General features: G+C 35.7%; 20 protein-coding genes. 17 read left to right on the top strand and 3 right to left on the bottom strand.

Annotated features, from left to right (window positions below):
• The first annotated feature begins 64 nt into the window (after positions 1–64).
• The 15 genes from ACIP9C_RS06410 to ACIP9C_RS06340 all read left to right on the top strand — a co-directional run bounded on the left by ACIP9C_RS06410 (position 65) and on the right by ACIP9C_RS06340 (position 16,233).
• Positions 65–1,495: an ABC transporter permease gene (locus ACIP9C_RS06410; protein ID WP_401009318.1), complete on the top strand. Its 1,431-nt coding sequence runs from the start codon at positions 65–67 to the stop codon at positions 1,493–1,495.
• A 13-nt stretch (positions 1,496–1,508) separates the two neighbouring features.
• Positions 1,509–3,005, top strand: a complete 1,497-nt coding sequence (locus ACIP9C_RS06405; RefSeq protein ID WP_401009317.1) for an ABC transporter permease — start codon at positions 1,509–1,511, stop codon at positions 3,003–3,005.
• 25 nt (positions 3,006–3,030) lie between these two features.
• Positions 3,031–4,842 (top strand): ABC transporter substrate-binding protein, encoded by a 1,812-nt coding sequence (locus tag ACIP9C_RS06400; protein ID WP_401009316.1) that lies wholly within the window; start codon positions 3,031–3,033, stop codon positions 4,840–4,842.
• 151 nt (positions 4,843–4,993) lie between these two features.
• On the top strand, positions 4,994–5,332 hold the full coding sequence (locus tag ACIP9C_RS06395) for a hypothetical protein (RefSeq protein ID WP_401009315.1): 339 nt from the start codon (positions 4,994–4,996) through the stop codon (positions 5,330–5,332).
• 220 nt (positions 5,333–5,552) lie between these two features.
• Complete coding sequence (locus tag ACIP9C_RS06390) at positions 5,553–5,753, top strand: hypothetical protein (protein WP_172772247.1); 201 nt, start codon at positions 5,553–5,555, stop codon at positions 5,751–5,753.
• 209 nt (positions 5,754–5,962) lie between these two features.
• Complete coding sequence (locus tag ACIP9C_RS06385) at positions 5,963–7,141, top strand: beta-ketoacyl synthase N-terminal-like domain-containing protein (RefSeq protein ID WP_401009314.1); 1,179 nt, start codon at positions 5,963–5,965, stop codon at positions 7,139–7,141.
• Positions 7,142–7,153: 12 nt separating this feature from the next.
• The gene (locus tag ACIP9C_RS06380) at positions 7,154–9,562 is read left to right on the top strand and encodes a sensor domain-containing protein (RefSeq protein ID WP_401009313.1); all 2,409 of its coding nucleotides are present in this window, start codon (positions 7,154–7,156) and stop codon (positions 9,560–9,562) included.
• 303 nt (positions 9,563–9,865) lie between these two features.
• Positions 9,866–11,074 carry an SH3 domain-containing protein gene (locus ACIP9C_RS06375; protein ID WP_401009312.1) on the top strand — a complete coding sequence of 403 codons (1,209 nt, stop codon included), beginning with the start codon at positions 9,866–9,868 and terminating at the stop codon, positions 11,072–11,074.
• Positions 11,075–11,106: 32 nt separating this feature from the next.
• Positions 11,107–11,274: a hypothetical protein gene (locus ACIP9C_RS06370; RefSeq protein ID WP_401009311.1), complete on the top strand. Its 168-nt coding sequence runs from the start codon at positions 11,107–11,109 to the stop codon at positions 11,272–11,274.
• A 241-nt stretch (positions 11,275–11,515) separates the two neighbouring features.
• Complete coding sequence (locus ACIP9C_RS06365) at positions 11,516–11,893, top strand: SET domain-containing protein (RefSeq protein WP_401009310.1); 378 nt, start codon at positions 11,516–11,518, stop codon at positions 11,891–11,893.
• A gap of 295 nt (positions 11,894–12,188) precedes the next feature.
• Positions 12,189–12,392 (top strand): cold-shock protein, encoded by a 204-nt coding sequence (locus tag ACIP9C_RS06360; RefSeq protein ID WP_053582012.1) that lies wholly within the window; start codon positions 12,189–12,191, stop codon positions 12,390–12,392.
• 342 nt (positions 12,393–12,734) lie between these two features.
• A complete protein-coding gene (locus ACIP9C_RS06355) occupies positions 12,735–13,337 on the top strand; it encodes a TetR/AcrR family transcriptional regulator (protein ID WP_401009309.1) in 603 nt (200 codons plus the stop codon).
• A gap of 57 nt (positions 13,338–13,394) precedes the next feature.
• Entirely contained in the window at positions 13,395–14,267 is an 873-nt protein-coding gene (locus tag ACIP9C_RS06350; protein WP_401009308.1) for an alpha/beta hydrolase, read from the top strand.
• Positions 14,254–15,648 carry a dihydrolipoyl dehydrogenase gene (gene lpdA / locus ACIP9C_RS06345; RefSeq protein ID WP_401009307.1) on the top strand — a complete coding sequence of 465 codons (1,395 nt, stop codon included), beginning with the start codon at positions 14,254–14,256 and terminating at the stop codon, positions 15,646–15,648. Before ACIP9C_RS06350 ends, lpdA begins: the two co-directional genes overlap by 14 nt.
• A 171-nt stretch (positions 15,649–15,819) precedes the next feature.
• Positions 15,820–16,233, top strand: coding sequence for a YugN family protein (locus ACIP9C_RS06340; RefSeq protein WP_340823280.1), 414 nt, complete (start codon positions 15,820–15,822; stop codon positions 16,231–16,233).
• A 127-nt stretch (positions 16,234–16,360) separates the two neighbouring features.
• Here ACIP9C_RS06340 and ACIP9C_RS06335 read toward each other — a convergent pair whose 3' ends face one another.
• Entirely contained in the window at positions 16,361–16,774 is a 414-nt protein-coding gene (locus ACIP9C_RS06335) for an NUDIX hydrolase (protein ID WP_401009306.1), read from the bottom strand.
• 143 nt (positions 16,775–16,917) lie between these two features.
• On the opposite strand from ACIP9C_RS06335, the gene ACIP9C_RS06330 reads away from it, so the two are divergent.
• Together ACIP9C_RS06330 and ACIP9C_RS06325 are read left to right on the top strand one after the other, a co-directional pair.
• Complete coding sequence (locus ACIP9C_RS06330; RefSeq protein WP_401009305.1) at positions 16,918–17,994, top strand: PQQ-dependent sugar dehydrogenase; 1,077 nt, start codon at positions 16,918–16,920, stop codon at positions 17,992–17,994.
• 52 nt (positions 17,995–18,046) lie between these two features.
• Entirely contained in the window at positions 18,047–18,469 is a 423-nt protein-coding gene (locus ACIP9C_RS06325; protein ID WP_401009303.1) for a universal stress protein, read from the top strand.
• Positions 18,470–18,621: 152 nt separating this feature from the next.
• Here ACIP9C_RS06325 and qoxD read toward each other — a convergent pair whose 3' ends face one another.
• Together qoxD and qoxC are read right to left on the bottom strand one after the other, a co-directional pair.
• The gene (qoxD, locus tag ACIP9C_RS06320) at positions 18,622–18,903 is read right to left on the bottom strand and encodes a cytochrome aa3 quinol oxidase subunit IV (RefSeq protein WP_069508640.1); all 282 of its coding nucleotides are present in this window, start codon (positions 18,901–18,903) and stop codon (positions 18,622–18,624) included.
• A complete protein-coding gene (gene qoxC, locus ACIP9C_RS06315; RefSeq protein WP_401009302.1) occupies positions 18,903–19,502 on the bottom strand; it encodes a cytochrome aa3 quinol oxidase subunit III in 600 nt (199 codons plus the stop codon). Before qoxC ends, qoxD begins: the two co-directional genes overlap by 1 nt.

Genomic DNA, 19,502 nt, shown 5'->3' with positions numbered 1-19,502 from the left:
TGTAAATTTTATCATTTTATTTTCATACCTTACTACTATAGTAAGCGAAGAAAGGAGGAAATACATGAATAATTTTCAGAATATTAGAAAGCTTAATAAAAGTTACTACTTTAAGCAAATTTTTAATGAAATGACGAGGAAAAATAGTTATTCTTTTGTGTTATTTTTACTAGGATTTCCAGTGCAGATTGTTACATATTTTTTATATTTGTTAAAAAAAGATAAACATTCATATGCTCAAATGTTTGCACAAACGAAAGAACGATTTATTTCGCAAGGGAAAATTCAAGCATGGGAAGCGGAATATAGGCAGCAAGAACAAACGAAGGCAGCATTTTTTAATAAATCGCTGAATGAACAGCAACTTGCATCAGTAGTTAATCAACTAACGGAACAAAAGCTTAATAGAGAAGTAGAAAATATACTAATAAACGAAGGTATTGCAAAACAATCCTACAAAAAGTATTTTAGTGGACTACTCGAAAATCCGATTTTTTTAGCTGTGTCATTTATTCCGGGTATTTTAATGTATTGTTTCCTAATTCTATGCAGTAATGCGTTTAGTCGATTTATCGTTGAACGCTTATTCCAAAGTGCATTTGTCATTGTTGGTGTGGCGACATTAGTATTTACTATTTTATATTTATCGCCATTTGATCCAGCGCGTAATTTGCTAGGTATCGAGGCAACACCTGAACAAGTTGCAAATTTTAATAAAATTTATGGATTAGATCAGCCATATTTAGTGCAGCTCTGGCATTCCTTATCTGGACTATTTACGTTTGACTTAGGAAATTCTTTTGAAGGCAAAGAAAATATTACGCAAAGTATTATGAATAAGTTTCCAGTAACATTGGAGATTGCGCTATTTTCATTACTGATGGCGGTGGCGATTGCAATTCCTGTTGGGATTATTTCAGCGGTTCGACCGAATTCATTTGCAGATTATGCGTTTATGTTTATCGCACTTATTGGTTTATCGATACCAAGCTTCTGGCAAGGACTCATTTTTATTTTAACGTTTTCATTAAAATTACAATGGTTCCCTGCTACGTATAATCCGAATAATTGGTTATCCATTGTTATGCCAGTTGTGGTATTAGGTACTTCAATTACTGCGTCGATTGCACGAATGACAAGATCAAGCATGCTTGAGGTCATTCATGAGGATTATATTATTACGGCAAAAGCGAAAGGGTTGAGTGAGCGCAAAGTCATTACAAAGCATGCGATTCGCAATGCAATGATTCCGATTGTTACCGTAATTGGTCTTTTATTTGGTGGTATGCTTGGCGGTGCTTCTGTTACTGAAAAAGTATTTAATATTAGTGGAATTGGAAGTTATATAGTAGATAAGCAATTCATTCCGGATATTCCTGCTATCCTTGGCGGGGTAGTTTATATTGCCATTACCATTTCGATTGTCAATATGGTGATTGATGTGCTATATGCGTTTTTTGATCCACGCATTCGTTCAAAAATGAAGAAATCTTAGGAGAGGGTACATTGTGAAATTCATATCGAATGTAAAACTGCTTATGAAAATAACGCAAGAATATGTCAATGCACAGTTTACCATTGCCTTTTCTGCTATTTTTTCAGTGTTGTTTTTACTAAATAGTTTTGATTTTGTAAATGGCGTATGGCGACCTTATATCCTTACGATATTTGTTATTTATGCCTGTACGACATTGTATATATGGTTTACAACTTTTCAAATAAAAAAGGATTTAGCAAAAGAACGAGAAATCCAAACACGTACACGACTGCTTGGTTATCCATTAATGCTAACAGTCCTAGTGGGCAATGTATTTGCAGCAGGCTTCGGCTTTATGCTAGCTACGAAAAATAAAACTGCAGAATATACTTTTGCTATATATGCATTTATTACTCAGATTTTTATAATTCTTATTTCGGCATTGAATCTATTTAAGCCATATGTGGTGGATACGTTTTTATTAGCAATGGGAGCATTTTTAGTACTCGCGGTCTTTTATGCAGTAATGGCTGTACTTGTAGCTCGATACGTTACAGTAAGCGATGCCCCTAAATGGATGATACCACTTGGAGTAGTATTGCTTTTACCAGCCCTAACAGGAAATCTTTTCTCATTCCTACTTGGCTGGACATTAATTAAAAAAGCCCGAAATACGGATCCATCTGCCGTTGAAAAGTGGCAAAAAATATGGAATAAAATATTGCGTAATACGATGGCGGTATTCGGTATGTTCTTCATTATATTTATGTTCTCGCTATCGGTCGTTAGTTCATGGACATTTGATTACGATTTTGCAGTGCAAAATAATTATAGTGCGTTACTTCAAACACCTTCTTTGGATTATCCACTAGGGACGGATAACTTTGGTAGAGATTTATTTTCAAGAATCGTGTTTGGTGCTCAAATCTCCTTAATTGTTGGTTTCTTTTCAACTATTATCCCAGCTGTAATAGGAGGAGCACTTGGCGCATTTTCAGGCTATTACGGAAAAAATACAGATAACATCATTATGCGTTTACTTGATATTTTATATGCTATCCCAGGTATCTTACTGGCGATTGCAATCATTGCAGCATTTGGTGCAAACACAGTAAATTTAATTATTGCATTGAGCGTAGGGGCAATCCCGACATACGCAAGAACGATGCGTGCGAATGTCATGCAAATTGCCAATTTTGAATTTGTTGAATCAGCAAGGGCACTCGGTGTATCTGATGCTGCCATTATTTTCAAGCATATCGTACCGAACTCTCTCGCTCCGATGATAGTGAAAGCGACTTTGACAATTGGTGGAGCGGTTATTTCAACTAGTAGTTTAAGCTTTCTTGGACTTGGAATTGAGCCACATATACCAGAGTGGGGCAATATTTTAAAAGTAGGCAGTACGTATTTAGAAACAAATTCTTATGTAGCTATTTTCCCAGGTTTATGCATAATGCTACTCGTTTTATCGTTTAACTTTTTCGGTGATGGGTTACGTGATGCACTTGATCCTAAAACAAACTAAATTTATTTATTGGAGGAATAGAGAGATGAACAAAAAATTATTTACAATTGCTGCATCAGCAACCGTTGCGGCGGTCGCTTTGGCAGGGTGTGTAGAAACGAAATCGAATGTTGAAAATAAAGGTGATAAAACAGATACAGCGAGTACAAAGCCCGTTATTGAAGTGCTAGGTATGGCAGCTCAAGAACAAGATATGAATATTGTGCGCGACCAATTAGTGAAAAATGGCTTTGAAGTAAAATTAAATATTCAACCAGACTTCGGTTCATATTCAGCACAAAAAGATGCTGGCAACTATGATGTGGCCATTTCTAGCTGGACGACTGTAACAGGAAATCCAGACTACGCAGTACGTGGGTTATTTAAAACTGGTGGAGATTATAGTGTGACTGCAGATGCTACAGTCGATAAATTAATTGATGAAGCTAGTACTTTAACTGGCGATGCTGCTAAAGAGAAATATAAAGAGCTTGAGCAAGCATTAGTATTTGATAATGCTTATATTGCACCGTTATACATTTCTCAAAAATTCCAAGGTATTTATTCGAAAAAAGTAAATCCAGATACTGTACGTTTACCAAAATCACGTGCTCAGGCATGGGAATCAATTGCATTTAATGATACTGCCAAAAATGCGACAGACACTTTAGTATTGCATCAATCAATTGGCTCATTAACTTCTCTAGACCCGATTAAAGGGAATGACGGTTCCATTAATACATTAAATACGAATATGTATGTTCGATTAGTGAATTTATCTGATACCGATGAAGTAGTATCTGACGGCTCATTATCTTATAATCATGCTATTTCTGAAAATAACCAAGAGTACTATTTCGTATTACGTGATGATATTAATTTTGCTAAAGTGGAAAATGGCAAAGCAGTGGATACTGGTGATCTAGTATCGGCTGAGGATGTTGTATTCTCATTAGAACGTGCGAAAGATCAAAATTCGGTACCAGACCACCGCACATATTCTATTCATGAAAATATAGATTCTGTAGAGGTAGTTTCAGATATTACTTCACTTGAATCAGTGAAAACAGCTGACGGAAAGTCAGTTTTAGATGAACTGTCAGATAAACTACCAGCAGCAATTGCTCAAGTCGTAACAGATGAAGCGAACGTAGATAATGCAGCAGGTAAATATCAAGTTGTGAAAATTACAACACCAAATCCGTTCCCTCAAGTGCTGAATTATTTAGCTCATCAATCGGGAGGAATCGTGTCTGAAGCAGCGGTTAAAGCGGTTAATACTTTTGACGTAGCAAGCTATGATCCAAATGTAAATGTTGCATACGGTGACCAAGCAACTGTTACAGAAGGTGCAACTTATGCTAACCATTTAGCAGCTTCTGGTCCTTACATTTTAGTTCAAAAAAATGATTACGAAGCAACATTTGTTAAAAACCCTGCATACCAAGCTGGTACTGACAATGAGCCGAAAATTAATAACATAAGTGTTCGTTTCATTGAAGATAATGACAGTGCGCTATCTGCACTTCGTAATGGTGAAATTGACGTATTACAATCAGTACCAGAAACTAAAATTGATGTAGTAAAGGGCGATGCAAACTTAACGTTAAAAACAGCCGATAGCAACGCTGTCTCTTATTTACTAGTTAATCCAAAAGGTCGTGAAGTATCGAAATCGGTAGACTTACGTAAAGCAATCCTTTACTCTATCAACCAAGATGAATTTATTAGCTACTACCAAGGCAATAAAAAACCAGCGGTATCAACAGTTTCTCCACTTGTTGACACAGGCTTAAAGCTAACAGCAGATAGCTCAAAAGTAAAAGAATTCTTAAGTGCTTATAAAGCTAGCAAATAAAGTGTCAGGCAGATGAATTGAAGTGCTTCAAATCCTAATCTAAGGGTTTGAAGTGCTTTTTTTTTGAGTGCCTGGCACCTTTTTGTTTAAATTTGGAACTTAAACCAATTTTAAACGTATGTAAAGGAAAAGAATATAAGGGGAGTTGTATATGCGAAAGAAAGATTACATCATTATGATTGTCACATTGTTTGTTGAAGCGATTATTACGTACTTTATTGCATCATTTTTCTCGGTTAGATTTATCGAAATAATGTTCTTTATTGGCTTTGCAATTGCTGGTGGTATTTTTTACTTTTCGAGTAGTGGAGGCCCAATGGCTAGATTCAATGAAGTGCAAGTTACTGCTCAAACAGGGATCATTCATAAAAGCGAGCAATATATCGCAAAGAAAGGACCGATTTTTTTTGCCTCCGTACTATTTTGCTTAATAGGACTAGTTTTCTTTCTCCTTCTAATTGCAGGAATAATTCCACCTAAAGAAATTTAAATATTTGTTATTTAGAAGAGAGCATACGGCTGACGCAGCTCTCTGCAAAATAAAAAGCCTTTCTAATTTTTCAAGGATTAGAGAGGCTTGTTGTTGTTTACGAGAGGATTAGAGATTCAACAAGTATAGGTAAAAAATCACAGCGTTTTTAATCAACGTAACGAATAAATTGCATAATATTTGGAAAGTACTTTATGTAAAAAAGTTGGAGTTGATTTGTTTGGAATTTATTAAAGATAAAGAGCTTTACTGCTATAGCTGTCGCAAAAAGACGGTCTTTACATGTAAAGATGGACATCATAAAAGTGGCGTAGAAAGTCATTGTAGCGAATGTAGTGGTATTTGGTTTGAATGGCAAAATCGAGCAGTTGAAAGAGAAATGGAAAAATGGGTTGAATATAACCAAAGAATCGTAAATTAATACAAGCGCTTCACAATTTATGTTATTCTACCTTGTAAATTATTATATTAAAAGAAAGATTTTACCTTAAATTATTGCGATAATTTGCTTAAAAGTGATACAAATTATCCAAATAGTTCACTTACTTAGAACTTAAGGCTTCCGAATATAGACTATGTCCGATTTAGTTGTATATAATGGAATAAAGTTAAAGTGTGAAGGTGATATATTTGGACGACATAGTCATAACAGGATATGGCATTAAAGCTCCTGGAATTTTAGATAAATTTAGCTTTTTAAATGTATTAGAAAAAGGTATTTGTACTCAGGGCATATTAAACTATGCTCATCAGCCTCACACTAATATCGTAGCGGGTTTGATTGAAGATAGCTTCTTGGAGATAAATGGGGTAAGTTATCATCGCCATCCGCGTTCTGTAAGAATGGCAATTGCCGCTGCATTGGATGCATCTGAAATGTCAAATTTAAAAGATTTTAAATCACATCGAATTGCAGTAATTATGGGAACATCCGCTGGAGCAATTCTTGAAATCGAAAAATACGCTACAGATGCTTTTGATTTAAGGAAATTTCCGATTCATGGGGTTTCCTTAGTTGATACGCATACACTTTCAAGCTCTGTTGCCGAAGCAATCGGTTCGTGTGGTTCTGCATTTACAGTAACAACAGGCTGTAGTGCTAGTTTAGATGCTATATTAATAGGGAAACAGCTATTGGAGTCTGGAAGTGTAGATGCTTGTATTGTAGGAGGAACAGAGGCTCCATTAGGCCAATGGACAATTAATGGCTTTAAAAAAATAAGGTCACTTTCTACGGAGAGTTCTATCGAAAAAGCTGGTGTACCGTTTTCAACTCAGCATCGCGGCTTTGTTTTATCCGAGGGAGCTGGGGTAATGGTTTTAGAGCGTAGACAATCAGCAATTACAAGAGGACAGAAGATATATGGAAAAGTTGAACGTGTTGTTTCAAGAAATGAAGGGCAAAAACTATTAACCTCTGATATTACAGGTAGACATATGCTGGACGTTTTTCAAGAAACAGTCGGAGATACTATACCAAGCTATATAAACAGTCAGGCGTTAGGTATAGAGTTAAATGATCAGATAGAACGTTTTACTCTGAAAGAAACATTTGGCTCTAAAGTGCCTATTACTTCAATTAAAGGAATGATAGGTCACACATTTGGAGCAATGGGTGCGATGCAAATTATTGCATCTTTATTATCAATGGAATACGGGTTTATACCTCCAACGATTAAAACATCAGGTCATGGGTTTGAAGACATACCTATTGTTTATGAAACTAGACATCAAGCGGTAGAGTCTGTATGTATTACTACTCATGGGAGTAGCGGGAATAATGCTTGTCTATTACTGACACATACATAGGAGGCTCTTTATATGTTTTTTATATTTTTAATTTTATTATCTTTTATTCCCGTTTGTGTTGGGATTACGATTTTAGTGTTATTCAAAAAAAATAAACTTTCTAAAATTATTTTTTTATTCCTTCTTTTAGCCTCATTTTGGCACATAGATGTTTCGTTTTTGTACGCATATCGACTGTTTACCGAAGAAACTATAATGTTCTTTTTCAAGCTTTTTCGATTTGGGTCCATCATGGTCACACCAACGATTTTTTATATTGGTTATACCATTGTTCAAGAAATACTCCCTAATGAGTATCAAAAAAAGTGGCGCTATCTAGTTAATCGTACGACCGTTTTTATATCTTACGCATTTGCTCTTCTTGGTTACATAATCGGTTGGAGTTCAAAAGGGATTAGTAAATTAGAACTTATTAAAATGGATAGTAGTATATTTTATTTTCCAGTGGATGGCGAGCTGTCATGGATTTTTAATTTTAATGTACTTCTATTTATAGTATGTATCATTATTAGTTTGTTGATTAGTTTAGATGTACAAAATAAGAGTGAACGTTCGTTTTTGTTATATTTTAATATTTTCACGGCCATTGGGTTTACCATTGGCTACTTAAATATGTTTCCTAGTTCAAGATTGTATCCTAGCTCGATTGCCGTTTTAGTCTTTGCAATTTCTATATTAATTCTTTCGAGTCGCATGCATCTGGAAATCGTAAACAATATGAATAAAAAGCTATATGAGCAAAAGCAGTTTTTATTTAGGGTCATTGATTTAAATCCTAACTACATTTATGCGCAAGATGAAAATGGTCGTTATACTTTGATGAATAAATCCTATGCGCAGTTAATGGGCATGAGCTTTCAAGATATGATTGGGAAAACGGACACTGATTTACTAATCGATTTGTCTGATGAGGAAGAGAGCCTCAATCAAGAGGAAGGGATGTTCAATCTACCCGAAAAACATTTTATAAAAGAGGAAGCTATTACAGCTGCATCGGGAGAAGTCGTATGGGTCCAAACTGTCAAAGTACCTATTCACTTACATGAAAGTTCTACATTACTTGCTGTATCAACTGATATTACCGAACGCAAGCAGTATGAAGATGAAATTAAATTTCAAGCAAATCATGATGCCTTAACGGGGTTACCGAATAGAAGAATGTTTAATGATGATTTAATTGCCCTTTTAGAAAAGGCTAAAGCGGAGGGTAGTCAGAATGCAATATTGTTCTTCGATTTAGATCGTTTTAAATATATCAATGACACACTTGGTCATGATGTAGGAGATTTATTATTAGTAGAAGTTTCAAGACGTATTGAAATGCTATTAGAAGAAAAACATAACAGGGCCAACATCTATCGACTTGGTGGAGATGAATTTACAATCTTATTACCCTATTATGATGCCACTGAAAGTGAGGCATTTGCTAAAGACTTATTAGCACAATTTATTACAGGCTTTTGGATCGATGGAAGTGAATATTTCATAACACCGAGTATTGGCATTAGTACGTTCCCAAATGATGGCTATGATGCTAATACATTAATTAAGCATGCAGATACAGCCATGTACTATGTAAAAGAAAGAGGGAAAAATAACTATCAATTATTCACTTCAGAAATGCAACAACATTTCTATAGAAAAATGATGATTGAAAAGCAATTACGTACAGCTCTCGATAATGAGGAATTTGAACTTTACTATCAGCCTATTATGGATGTGAAAACGAATGAAATTATCGGTATGGAATCTTTAATCAGATGGAACAATGAAGTACTTGGACAAGTTACCCCAGATGAATTCATTTCCATTATGGAAGAGACTGGAATGATTATTCCTATCGGTAAATGGGTATTGAATACGGCAATTGCACAAACTGCTCGTTGGCATCGTGAAACAAATAAGCGATTAAAAATAAGTATAAATGTCTCAGTGAAGCAGTTACTCGAATCAACATTTGTAGATAGTGTGCAACTTGCAATAGAGAATGCAAAATTTGATGCGACCGATGTTGTATTAGAGATAACGGAAAGTATCGCAATGTATGCTGAGTCGATGATAGAAAAATTATGTGCTTTAAAAAAACTAGGTATAAGTCTATCAATGGATGATTTCGGAACAGGGTATTCATCACTTAGTTATTTAAATAAATATCCACTTGATTCTTTGAAAATTGATAAATCATTTGTTATCGGCATGAATCAAGATGATGAGAACAAAGCACTCGTAAAAACGATTATAGCAATCGCCAAACAACTCGATTTGAAAGTGATAGCTGAAGGCGTAGAAGGTAAAGAAGAATATAACTTCTTAGCTGAGATTGGCTGTGATTATGCTCAAGGGTACTTGATTAGCCGTCCAATCCCAGTTGCAGAATTTAAAGGAAAATGGCTTATAGATACTGACGTCTCGCATAAATAGTATATTCATTTAAATGATAAAGAAAAAATTGGTAGCGAGGCTTTCTCTTCATGAGGAAGCCTTTGCTTGTGGGCAACTATTTGATTTAGTAACGCCAACAACTGTGCTGTTGTTGGCGGGCAATGGGTATCATCGATAGGCATGAGCCTGAGCCTTTTTATTAATGTATCGTTTTGCTTTCTTATAGAAGTTCCATACGGGTCTTACTTCGTACAATGGACGTTGTCTACCTCTTTTCAGGGAATGGAGTAAAATGCTACGTTACAATGTTATTAAAATAGATTAGAAGGAGTGGTAGTAGATATGAAAAAGTGGATTGTATTATTTACTTTCATCTTGTGTGTAAGCTTCCAATCAAATACTGAAGCAAAAGTTATATGGGATGGAGCGGAGATTACAAAAGGACAAACGGGTAAATTAACATTTTCTAAAGACGTGAAAATATATAAAAAAAATGCCGACGGTACGTTTATTTCGCTCGTTGTGAAAAAAGGGGAGTTTTATCGCGTATATGGCCATGAGTATTCGACTGTTGGCAAAGTTTATAAAATGAGTGGCGGCTATCGTGTACAAGCAACGGATTTAGTTATTTATAAGGAAGTGCCGTTAGCTATCCAACAACAAGTATCAGGTGTGAAGTTTACTGTAGGTACGCCTGTTTTTGCTAATTCTGCAAAAGGCGTGTCCATTAAAGAAGCCCCGAATAGTACAGCTAAAACTATTTTGCATACACCTTATGGGGCTGTTTTTAAAGTGGTCGAGATAAGCGGTGATTATGTGAAAGTAGAATACAATCCAAGAACTGATACGACAATCGATTATGTATGGGGATATGTACCTCAAGACTATGTGTCGAACTTACCTGAAGGAACAATTCAATATGTGAAACAAATTGTTGATCTATCCGTTCGCCCTGGATGGCAAAGTCAGTCATTAAAGACTGGCACATCTGTTACAGTCTATTTCACAACTGCAGATGGGCGCGCATATGTGTCTTCAAATAAAGTATATGGATACCTCCCTGATAGTGCTTTATCAAAGACTCCAATTATTGACAAGGAACTGCAAACATTAGCGGAACCGTCGAGTTTATTATTTGATGCAACTAAAAAAATTTCCTTATCAGAAACAGCACCCTATTACTATTTAGCCGAGTTTTCACCGACTTCTAGTAATCGTTGGCAAGGACATATGCAACTTGTAAATGACGACGAAATTAACGGGGGCAAACAAATAGAAGGTTCACTTAGCTACACACTCGTTAATAAGAAGCTAACTTATCATCTAGAAAGCGAACTCCATGACCAAAGAATTATGATTCAGTTCCCGCTAAAAGTGAATGATTCAATTTATGTAAATGGACAACCGCAAAAGGTTACAAAAATTTATGAGCAACTGGCATTAAATATAAGAGGTAGTTATGAGTCATTTAAAAATGTAGTAATAGCTGGCGATTATATAATTGCTAAAGGATTAGTCAAGGGACGTTACGATTATTGGGTGCAATCTTAAGTACGAAGTGGAAGAGGAGTGAAGATAATAAAATGATATATCGATTTTTATTGATACTAGCTACATTAATCTTTATATTTAATTTATTTGTCCTTCCAACATTTTTTGATATTGAATCAGATGATACGGGTACTTTTATCGGTTTAATGATAATCATGGTTATTATCAATCATCTATTAAAAAACAATATTAAAAATTGATTTACTCAAAATATTACTTCGTGCAGCGCATTTGAAGGAACATGTGCTGCACGATTTTTTTATGAAAATAACGTTATTACATGGAATCTAGATGCATTAGATTACCTATTATTTCACTTTTTAAAGACAGTAAATGTATTTATTTTAAAAAAATGAACAAAAAAATTAAAAAAATGCACTCATTGACCAAATTAATGGTACAGTTAGTAAGTATATTTTAATAGTGAGTAGGAGACAAAACATGATTGAAATTAAAACATCTCCATTAAGCGATGGAGAATTCAATAGAGGGGTATTTGCTACATGTGATATCCAAAAAGGAGCGCTTTTACACGAAGCACCTGTTATTTCGTATCCAAATGAAGAGCATCAATACATTGAGCAAACATTGCTTGCGGATTATGCTTTTGAATATGGAATAGGTCGATCCGCTATTCTTCTTGGCTACGGCATGTTGTTTAATCATTCTTATGAACCGAATGCAACATATGAGATTAATTTTAGAAACCAGACATTCGATTTCTTTGCTTACAAAGATATCAAAGCGGGGGAAGAAATATTAATCAATTATAATGGCGATGTCGATAATCAAGATCAACTATGGTTTAACGAGGAATAAAAAAGAATTAAAAGCTAGACAGCCCCGTACAAGTAACTTGTATGGGGCATTTTTTGATGCCATACGGAGTAAAGAAAACATAATAATAAAGAAAAATAAAAACATTTTATATTAGTGGTAGACAAATGAGATTTTGTATTATATAATAAATGTAATAACATCGTTTGCGAAGAACAATGAATTCACATGTTACAAAGAGTAATCGTGGTTTATTCGGTACTTTTTGTAATATGTGAATTTTTTTCTTTTGAGGAAATCGGATATTATTAAATACAAATTAATGGAGGTCATTTAAATGACACAACAAGGTACAGTAAAATGGTTTAACGCAGAAAAAGGTTTTGGTTTCATCGAAGTAGAAGGCGGAAACGACGTATTCGCTCACTTCTCAGCTATCCAAGGTGATGGTTTCAAATCACTTGACGAAGGTCAAAAAGTTGAATTCTCAGTAGAAGATGGCCAACGCGGACCTCAAGCTACAAACATCGTAAAACTTTAATTTTTTATTAAGCTAACGATACACACAATAGGCAAACTCAAAGAAATTTGAGTTTGCCTATTTTTTTTTGAATGAAATTTATGTAGTAGCCTTTGATTACGTCACTATAAATTATACTTGACTGTCCTTAAAAGCGTCTAGAATACGTGTAAAGTAACAAAGCCTTATACGTGGAAACACACTTCTATTATGGAGATAAAGCGCCTTAAAAGCTTGCTAAGAAGCTTATGAACGATTTGTAAATCTAACTTTGTATTTCATTGCTGTTAAAAAGTACTTGAGTTTGTATTGGATTTCCGTTATATTAAATGAGACTAAAGGGTATCTTTTTTGGAGGTGCACATGAAAAAAGGTGAAATAACAAGGCTTAATATTATTCGAAAATCTGCTACAATTTTTAACAAAAAGGGTTATATGACAACGACGATGAGCGACATTATTCAAGAAACAAATATTCAAAAAGGGGGGATATATCGACACTTTAAAGATAAAGAACAACTGATGCTCGAATCTTTTCAGTTCTCAACCGAAACAATGAAAAACCATCTAATGTCAAGTGTTGCTCAACACGACCATGCAACGGACAAATTACTTGCATTTGTGGAGGGCTTTTTACAATTAAGTGAAGGAGAACCAATCGTAGGAGGGTGCCCTATTTTTAACGCAGCAACCGAAATGGATGATCTAGAAGGAAGTGCGTTGCTTCCATCGATTACAGAAGCAATGGATATGATGGTCATGTGGTTGGTAAAAATAATAAAGGATGGTATGAGACATCAGCAGTTGAAGCAAACGATCCAACCATATGAAACAGCAATATTTATTGTGTCGACACTTGAAGGTGGACTCGTTTTAGATAGATTAAAAAAGGATGAGCATTTAACGGAGGTCTTAATAAATCATTTAAGGCAATATATTTCAATGATAGCTACAGAGCGGCAATAAAGCCGTCTTTTTTATAATTAAAAAGAGACTGTTTGGTATCTTTTTGGAGGGATTAGAATGAGCTATTTATTATTCTTTGCTTTCTTCGTTCTTATTTTATTTTTGAGAAGCTATATCATTTTGCATATTTTTACACCAAAACGAAAAAAGGATAAAAAATATCCACAATCAACTTTTGAAAATATCGAATTTAGGATGGAAATAGGAGCTGTCAGAGGTTGGCTTATAAGAAGCGACATGGGGAAGGGATGTTTTCTACTAATTCACGGGTGGGGCTCTAATAAGTCTGATATGTTGCGATATGTAGATCCAATAGTAGCTAGCGGCTATGACATTGTAATGGTAGATGTACTTGGTCACGGGCAAAGTGACTCCGTGCAAAAACAAGTAAGTATTGAATCGTTTGTCCAAACGATAACATCCACGATTGATTATGTGACAGAAAGGCCAGATATCAACAGTAAGTCTATTTATGTTTTAGGGCATTCAATGGGAGGAATAGCAGCAAGTATTGTAAATGCACAAGATGCAAGAATACAAGCTCTTATCACGGATTCAATGCCTACATCACTAAAAAGTATTAGCAATTCAATGGCGGAAAAAATAACACTACCTTATATGCCAATTGGTTGGCTATTTGTCAGTTGGTTTTTATTAAGAGGAGGTGTTTTTATAAAAGCTAGAAAAGAATGGCGTCTTGAAAAAATATTAAAAAACCAACAGTCACCGTCTCTTGCTATCCACTCAATGCAAGATAAAAAAGTGCCTGTTTCAAATGCGGAAGTATTAAAAAATGCTAGCAACTTTAAACAAATAATTAAAGTGGAAACTAAGGGTCACCATAATTGTGTGAAAGATCCGTTTTTTTGGAATTACGTTTTTCAATTTATAGAGAGTAATAAGGGGGATATAGTAAATGAAGAATATTGATACACTCGTGATAGGTGCAGGTCCTGGAGGGTATGTAGCGGCTATTCGTGCTACTCAAATGGGGCAAAATGTAACCATTATAGAGAGAGAATTTTTAGGAGGAGTATGCTCGAATGTCGGTTGTATTCCATCCAAAGTATTGATTTCTGTAGGTCATCGTTTTGAGCAAGCAAAGCATTCAGAGGATATGGGGGTAGTTGTCCAAGAAGTAAAACTAGACTGGACAAAAGTACAACAGTTCAAAAAGGGAATCGTTTCTAAATTAGTAGGCGGCGTTGAAATTCTGCTAAAAGGCAACAAAATCGACATAGTGAAGGGGCAGGCATACTTTTTAGATAAACATACTGTCCGTGTCATCGAGGGGGATAGTACAGAAACTTACACATTTAACAATGTGATTATCGCAACAGGTTCTCGTCCAGTTGAAATTCCAACTTTTAAATTCTCTGATCGTGTCCTAAACTCTACTGGCGCACTTTCTTTACAAGAAGTACCTGGTAAATTAGTTGTGATCGGCGGAGGCTACATCGGAACAGAACTTGGCTCAGCTTATGCAAACCTAGGTTCACAAGTAACGATTATCGAAGGTGGCAAAGACATTTTAGCTGGTTTCGAAAAACAAATGACACAAATCGTGAAAAAAGGCCTTAAAAAGAAAGGCGTTGAAATTGAAGTAAACGCATCTGCAAAAGGCGTTGAAGAAACAGAAAACGGCGTAGTTGTAACATATGAAGTTGGCGGAGAAGAGAAAAAAGTCGAAGCTGATTATGTATTAGTAACAGTTGGTCGTCGTCCAAATACAGATGAAATGGGTCTTGAAGGTGTTGGAATTGAATTCGGCGAACGTGGTCTAATTAATGTTGACAAACAATGCCGTACAAACATTCCAAACATCTATGCAATTGGTGACATCGTAGCGGGTCCACAGCTTGCACACAAAGCTTCTTATGAAGGTAAAGTTGCTGCTGAAGCAATCGCTGGCGAGAAATCAATCGTAGATTATTTAGCTGTTCCTGCTGTATGCTTCACTGATCCAGAAATGGCGACAGTGGGCTATAACGAAGATCAAGCTAAAGCGGAAGGTATTGAATATACTGCAGCAAAATTCCCATTCGCAGTTAATGGTCGTGCTCTTGCTCTGAATCAAACGGAAGGTTTTGTGAAACTAGTCGCGCGTAAAGAAGATGGCATATTAATCGGTGCTCACATCGTAGGTGCTGGGGCTTCTGATATGATTGCTGAACTGACGCTTGCAATTGAATCGGGTATGACAGCAGAAGATGTTGCATGCACGATACACGCTCACCCAACATTAGGAGAAATGACCATGGAGGCAGCTGAAGTAATAATAGGGAGACCAATTCATATGATAAAAGCCTGATATTGGAGCTATAAAGGAGAGCCTGTTTTGAGCACTTTGTTCAAACAGGTTTTATCATATGTGCAGAATTAAATGAACGAGCGACATAGTAATTCAAATCATGTCGTATAAGTTGTTTGTATTTTGTCACTTTAGGATAGACTGAAATCAAGAGTAAAGGAGGGCATGCAATTGTTACAAATTGAATCTAATATTGTCGGAAAAGAAATTAGCTTTGGCTATTTACGTGATCAAATCGAGAGGCATGGTTTTACAATTGGAGGCAATTGGGAGTATCACAAGGGTAGCTTTGATACGATTTTATCGAGCGATGGAGGCGAAACAATTTATTTACGCGTACCGTTTATCGTGACACAGGGTGAACTAGATTTTTATGATGCGCAAATCCGCTTTCAAAACCCCTTTGTTATTAAACATGTCACAAATGTTGGGTTAGATTATGATGAAGGATCATTGCTTGATGCTACGGGTGCTAGTCAATTCCAAACACCGCTTGATAAAGATGGTCATATACATGATAAAAGCAAATGGATACAAGTTGGTGAAAAGGTAGTAGCTGATAAAGTTCTTCCATATTTTCACTAGCCATTACACCAACATTATTACGTTAGTCACACTTTTAATAAGTAGTGGCTTTTATTATGCTTAAAACTTTAACAATATTAAATAATAAGCTAGCAGTCTGCAGTCATGCGTAAGGAAAGCATCCTTGCTATAGCGTGCCTTCGTAGTTATAGAGAGCATGATTTTGATAGAGATTAGCAATTCCACCTATATAATACGGCATTCTAGTGCTGGCTATATCAATAGGTGCCCATTCAATGTGAGAAATTTCATCAGGTAATGTTATTTCTTCTACACCTTCTACTATTTGCGCTTCAAAAGTGAAAAATAATGCATGATGATCCCTAACAGTAAATTTTGCCTCATTAACTGCGAGTAACTTTCCTATTTCAACAATATAGCCTGTTTCTTCTTTGACTTCACGGATTGCCGCTTCAAATAGTGTTTCATCTGCCTCAACTTTCCCACCTGGAAGCGACCAATGACCTTCGTGGTTATGAACCATAAGAATTTGATTCTCGAGATTTTTAATTAAAGCATAGACGACTTTTACTTCCTCCATGTCTCTCTCCTTTTAATATCATTTTTTAGTTAAATATGTACATAATAGTTTAATGATATTTATATGGAAAGTAAATATTTTATTATCTAGTAACATAGGAAGTTGGTATGTTGAAGAAAACTTTAAGAAAAGAGGGAAAGCGATTGAAGAAAAAAATTTACTTTTTGTTTTTCATCATAATTTTGATGACGGGGTGTTCCACAAATACACAACAACAGCCTACGAAGCACAGGCAGGAGAATGTTACAGATAATCTAGCACAAAGCGATAATTTAGAAATAGTAGCAGATAATTTAGATATACCATGGGCAATCGAAAAATACAAAAATATGTTTTACGTTACAGAGAGAGCAGGGCATATTGTGAAAATTAAAGAGGGAGAAGTGGAGAGACAACGAGTCAATTTAAAAAAAGAGCTAGCGACAGCTGCTGAAGCAGGATTACTAGGGTTTGTACTTGCACCAGATTTTGTAGATTCTAAACTTGCGTATGCTTATTATACGTATGTGGATGGAGATAAACAGTTTAATCGCATTGTGACACTTCGACAAAAGGGAGATGTTTGGCATGAAGAGCATTTGCTCCTTGATCGTATAGTAAGTGGTACCTTCCATCATGGAGGAAGGCTTAAAATTGGGCCGGACGGCAATCTTTATGCAACTGTAGGGGATGCGTTGCAATCGTCTGTAGCGCAAGACCCGTCTGCGTTAGAAGGGAAAATTTTACGTATTCATTTAGATGGGACTGTTCCCTCTGATAATCCATTTCCAAATTCATTTGTTTATAGTTATGGACACCGTAATCCACAAGGGTTGACGTGGTCGTTAGATGGCACATTATTCGCAAGTGAGCATGGCAACAGCGCCAATGATGAAATAAACAAAATCGAAGCAGGACAAAACTATGGTTGGCCAATCATAGAAGGGTATGAGACACGACAACTGATGAAAGCACCGTTATTTACATCAGGAAGTAGCACAACTTGGGCTCCGTCTGGCATCGGTTATTATGATAATAAATTGTACGTAGCTACATTAAGAGGAGCAGCTGTTTTGGAATTTGATCTTGAAACGAGCAATGAAAGGGAAATAATATCGGGGCTTGGAAGAATTCGAGATATACTCGTGGACGAGCAATATCTTTATTTTGTTAGCAATAATACCGATGGTCGTGGGAATCCATTAAATAATGACGATAAACTATATCGAATACCATTATGATATAATGATTTTGAAAACTTTGAATTGGTTGGAAAAGATGAGGAGGGTAATGATGACTACGAATTATAAGACAATCGCTGTAGCAATAGATTTTTCAGAGCAGTCGTTGAAAGCCTATGAGCGAGCAGTAAAATTGGCAATAGAGTATGGGGCAACATTACAATTAGTGAATGTCATTGACACGAAGTCGTTCGGGGCTGTTACGGCATATGACTTGAAGTATGCTGAGAAATTGAAAGAAGAGAATTTTATTAAAATAGAGAAGTTAAGAAAAGAAGCTCAAACAGCAGGTGTTATAGAAGTTTTAGTTAATGTGGAAACAGGTTCACCGAAAAGTATTCTTTCACAACTACCGGCTGTAGACTTACTTGTATGTGGTGCAACGGGGTTAAATCAATTAGAAAAGATGGTACTCGGCTCAGTAGCGGAGCGTATCGTCCGATTAGCATCATGTGATGTGTTGATTGTTCGCTAATTCAGATAAAAATAATCATATAATATTAGAAACTAGTGAGAAATAATTTTTGACAAGAGGAAGCGAATCTTTGAGATTTCGATGGTTGGCTTTTTTGCTAGATTTAAATAAAAAAGGCCGAGAAAATGATTTCATTTTCTCGGCTCTTTTTATTAGTAACCCCAGATCATTGCGAATAATGTACCAAGGATTGTCACAACAGCTACGAACACTGAATATAAAATTGTTGTATATAATGTTTTTTTATCTTCAGATTCACCGATGTGCATGAATAATACTAATTGAACAGTTGCTTGTGCAAGTGCAGTCACTAATAGGATAGCAAATGCCATATTGTAAGACATATCAAATTTCACAACTGCTAAAGCGATAATAGTTAGTAATAGTGAGAAGCCGAAGCCCATCACATGTTGTTTTGGGAATAGTTCCTTCATCAGCTAATCAGTCCTTTCAAGTAGACGAAGCTGAAGATGAAAATCCAAACAACGTCTAGGAAGTGCCAGTACAGTGAGAAGATAAACGCTTTGTTAGCCGTTTGTGGGTTTAAGCCACGTCTTGCTACTTGGATTAAAATTGCAACGCCCCAGAAGAAACCAAATGTTACGTGGGCACCGTGCGTACCAAGTAAAGTCATTAATGAAGATAAAAATGCACTTGTTGTAATTGTAGCACCTTCATGAACATAAGTGACGAACTCATCAATCTCAATACCTAAGAAGCCAAGACCTAAAATAAGTGTAATGATGAAGAATGTCATCATTGCTTTTTTATTACCAAGACGCATAGCATGTACGCCAAGACCGATTGTAAAACTACTTGCTAGTAGTAAAAATGTTTCTAATAATACTGGTGTTAACTCGAAAATCTCAGCACCATCTGGGCCGCTACCTGTACGAGTGTGGAGCGTAAAATAGACAGCAAAGAGTGTAGCGAATAACATGATTTCGGCTCCAAGGAAGATCCAGAAACCAAAAATCTTTAAGCGGTTTTCCTCTGTACTATATTCTAATGGAAGTGAAGAATCGATTTTCAT

The sequence above is a fragment of the Lysinibacillus sp. NPDC093210 genome (assembly GCF_044753985.1).
Lineage (GTDB): Bacteria > Bacillota > Bacilli > Bacillales_A > Planococcaceae > Lysinibacillus.
Note: the sequence above shows the minus strand (reverse complement) of the source record. Positions and strands in the feature narration are given on the sequence as shown.

Excerpts from the sequence above, each read along its gene's own strand:
- ACIP9C_RS06410 (WP_401009318.1), top strand. The coding sequence starts at position 65 with ATGAATAATTTTCAGAATATTAGAAAGCTTAATAAAAGTTACTACTTT.
- ACIP9C_RS06400 (WP_401009316.1), top strand. The coding sequence starts at position 3,031 with ATGAACAAAAAATTATTTACAATTGCTGCATCAGCAACCGTTGCGGCG.
- ACIP9C_RS06395 (WP_401009315.1), top strand. The coding sequence starts at position 4,994 with ATGCGAAAGAAAGATTACATCATTATGATTGTCACATTGTTTGTTGAA.
- ACIP9C_RS06380 (WP_401009313.1), top strand. The coding sequence starts at position 7,154 with ATGTTTTTTATATTTTTAATTTTATTATCTTTTATTCCCGTTTGTGTT.
- ACIP9C_RS06375 (WP_401009312.1), top strand. The coding sequence starts at position 9,866 with ATGAAAAAGTGGATTGTATTATTTACTTTCATCTTGTGTGTAAGCTTC.
- ACIP9C_RS06370 (WP_401009311.1), top strand. The coding sequence starts at position 11,107 with ATGATATATCGATTTTTATTGATACTAGCTACATTAATCTTTATATTT.
- ACIP9C_RS06365 (WP_401009310.1), top strand. The coding sequence starts at position 11,516 with ATGATTGAAATTAAAACATCTCCATTAAGCGATGGAGAATTCAATAGA.
- ACIP9C_RS06360 (WP_053582012.1), top strand. The coding sequence starts at position 12,189 with ATGACACAACAAGGTACAGTAAAATGGTTTAACGCAGAAAAAGGTTTT.
- ACIP9C_RS06355 (WP_401009309.1), top strand. The coding sequence starts at position 12,735 with ATGAAAAAAGGTGAAATAACAAGGCTTAATATTATTCGAAAATCTGCT.
- ACIP9C_RS06350 (WP_401009308.1), top strand. The coding sequence starts at position 13,395 with ATGAGCTATTTATTATTCTTTGCTTTCTTCGTTCTTATTTTATTTTTG.
- lpdA (WP_401009307.1), top strand. The coding sequence starts at position 14,254 with ATGAAGAATATTGATACACTCGTGATAGGTGCAGGTCCTGGAGGGTAT.
- ACIP9C_RS06335 (WP_401009306.1), bottom strand. The coding sequence starts at position 16,774 with ATGGAGGAAGTAAAAGTCGTCTATGCTTTAATTAAAAATCTCGAGAAT.
- ACIP9C_RS06325 (WP_401009303.1), top strand. The coding sequence starts at position 18,047 with ATGACTACGAATTATAAGACAATCGCTGTAGCAATAGATTTTTCAGAG.
- qoxD (WP_069508640.1), bottom strand. The coding sequence starts at position 18,903 with ATGAAGGAACTATTCCCAAAACAACATGTGATGGGCTTCGGCTTCTCA.
- qoxC (WP_401009302.1), bottom strand. The coding sequence starts at position 19,502 with ATGAAAATCGATTCTTCACTTCCATTAGAATATAGTACAGAGGAAAAC.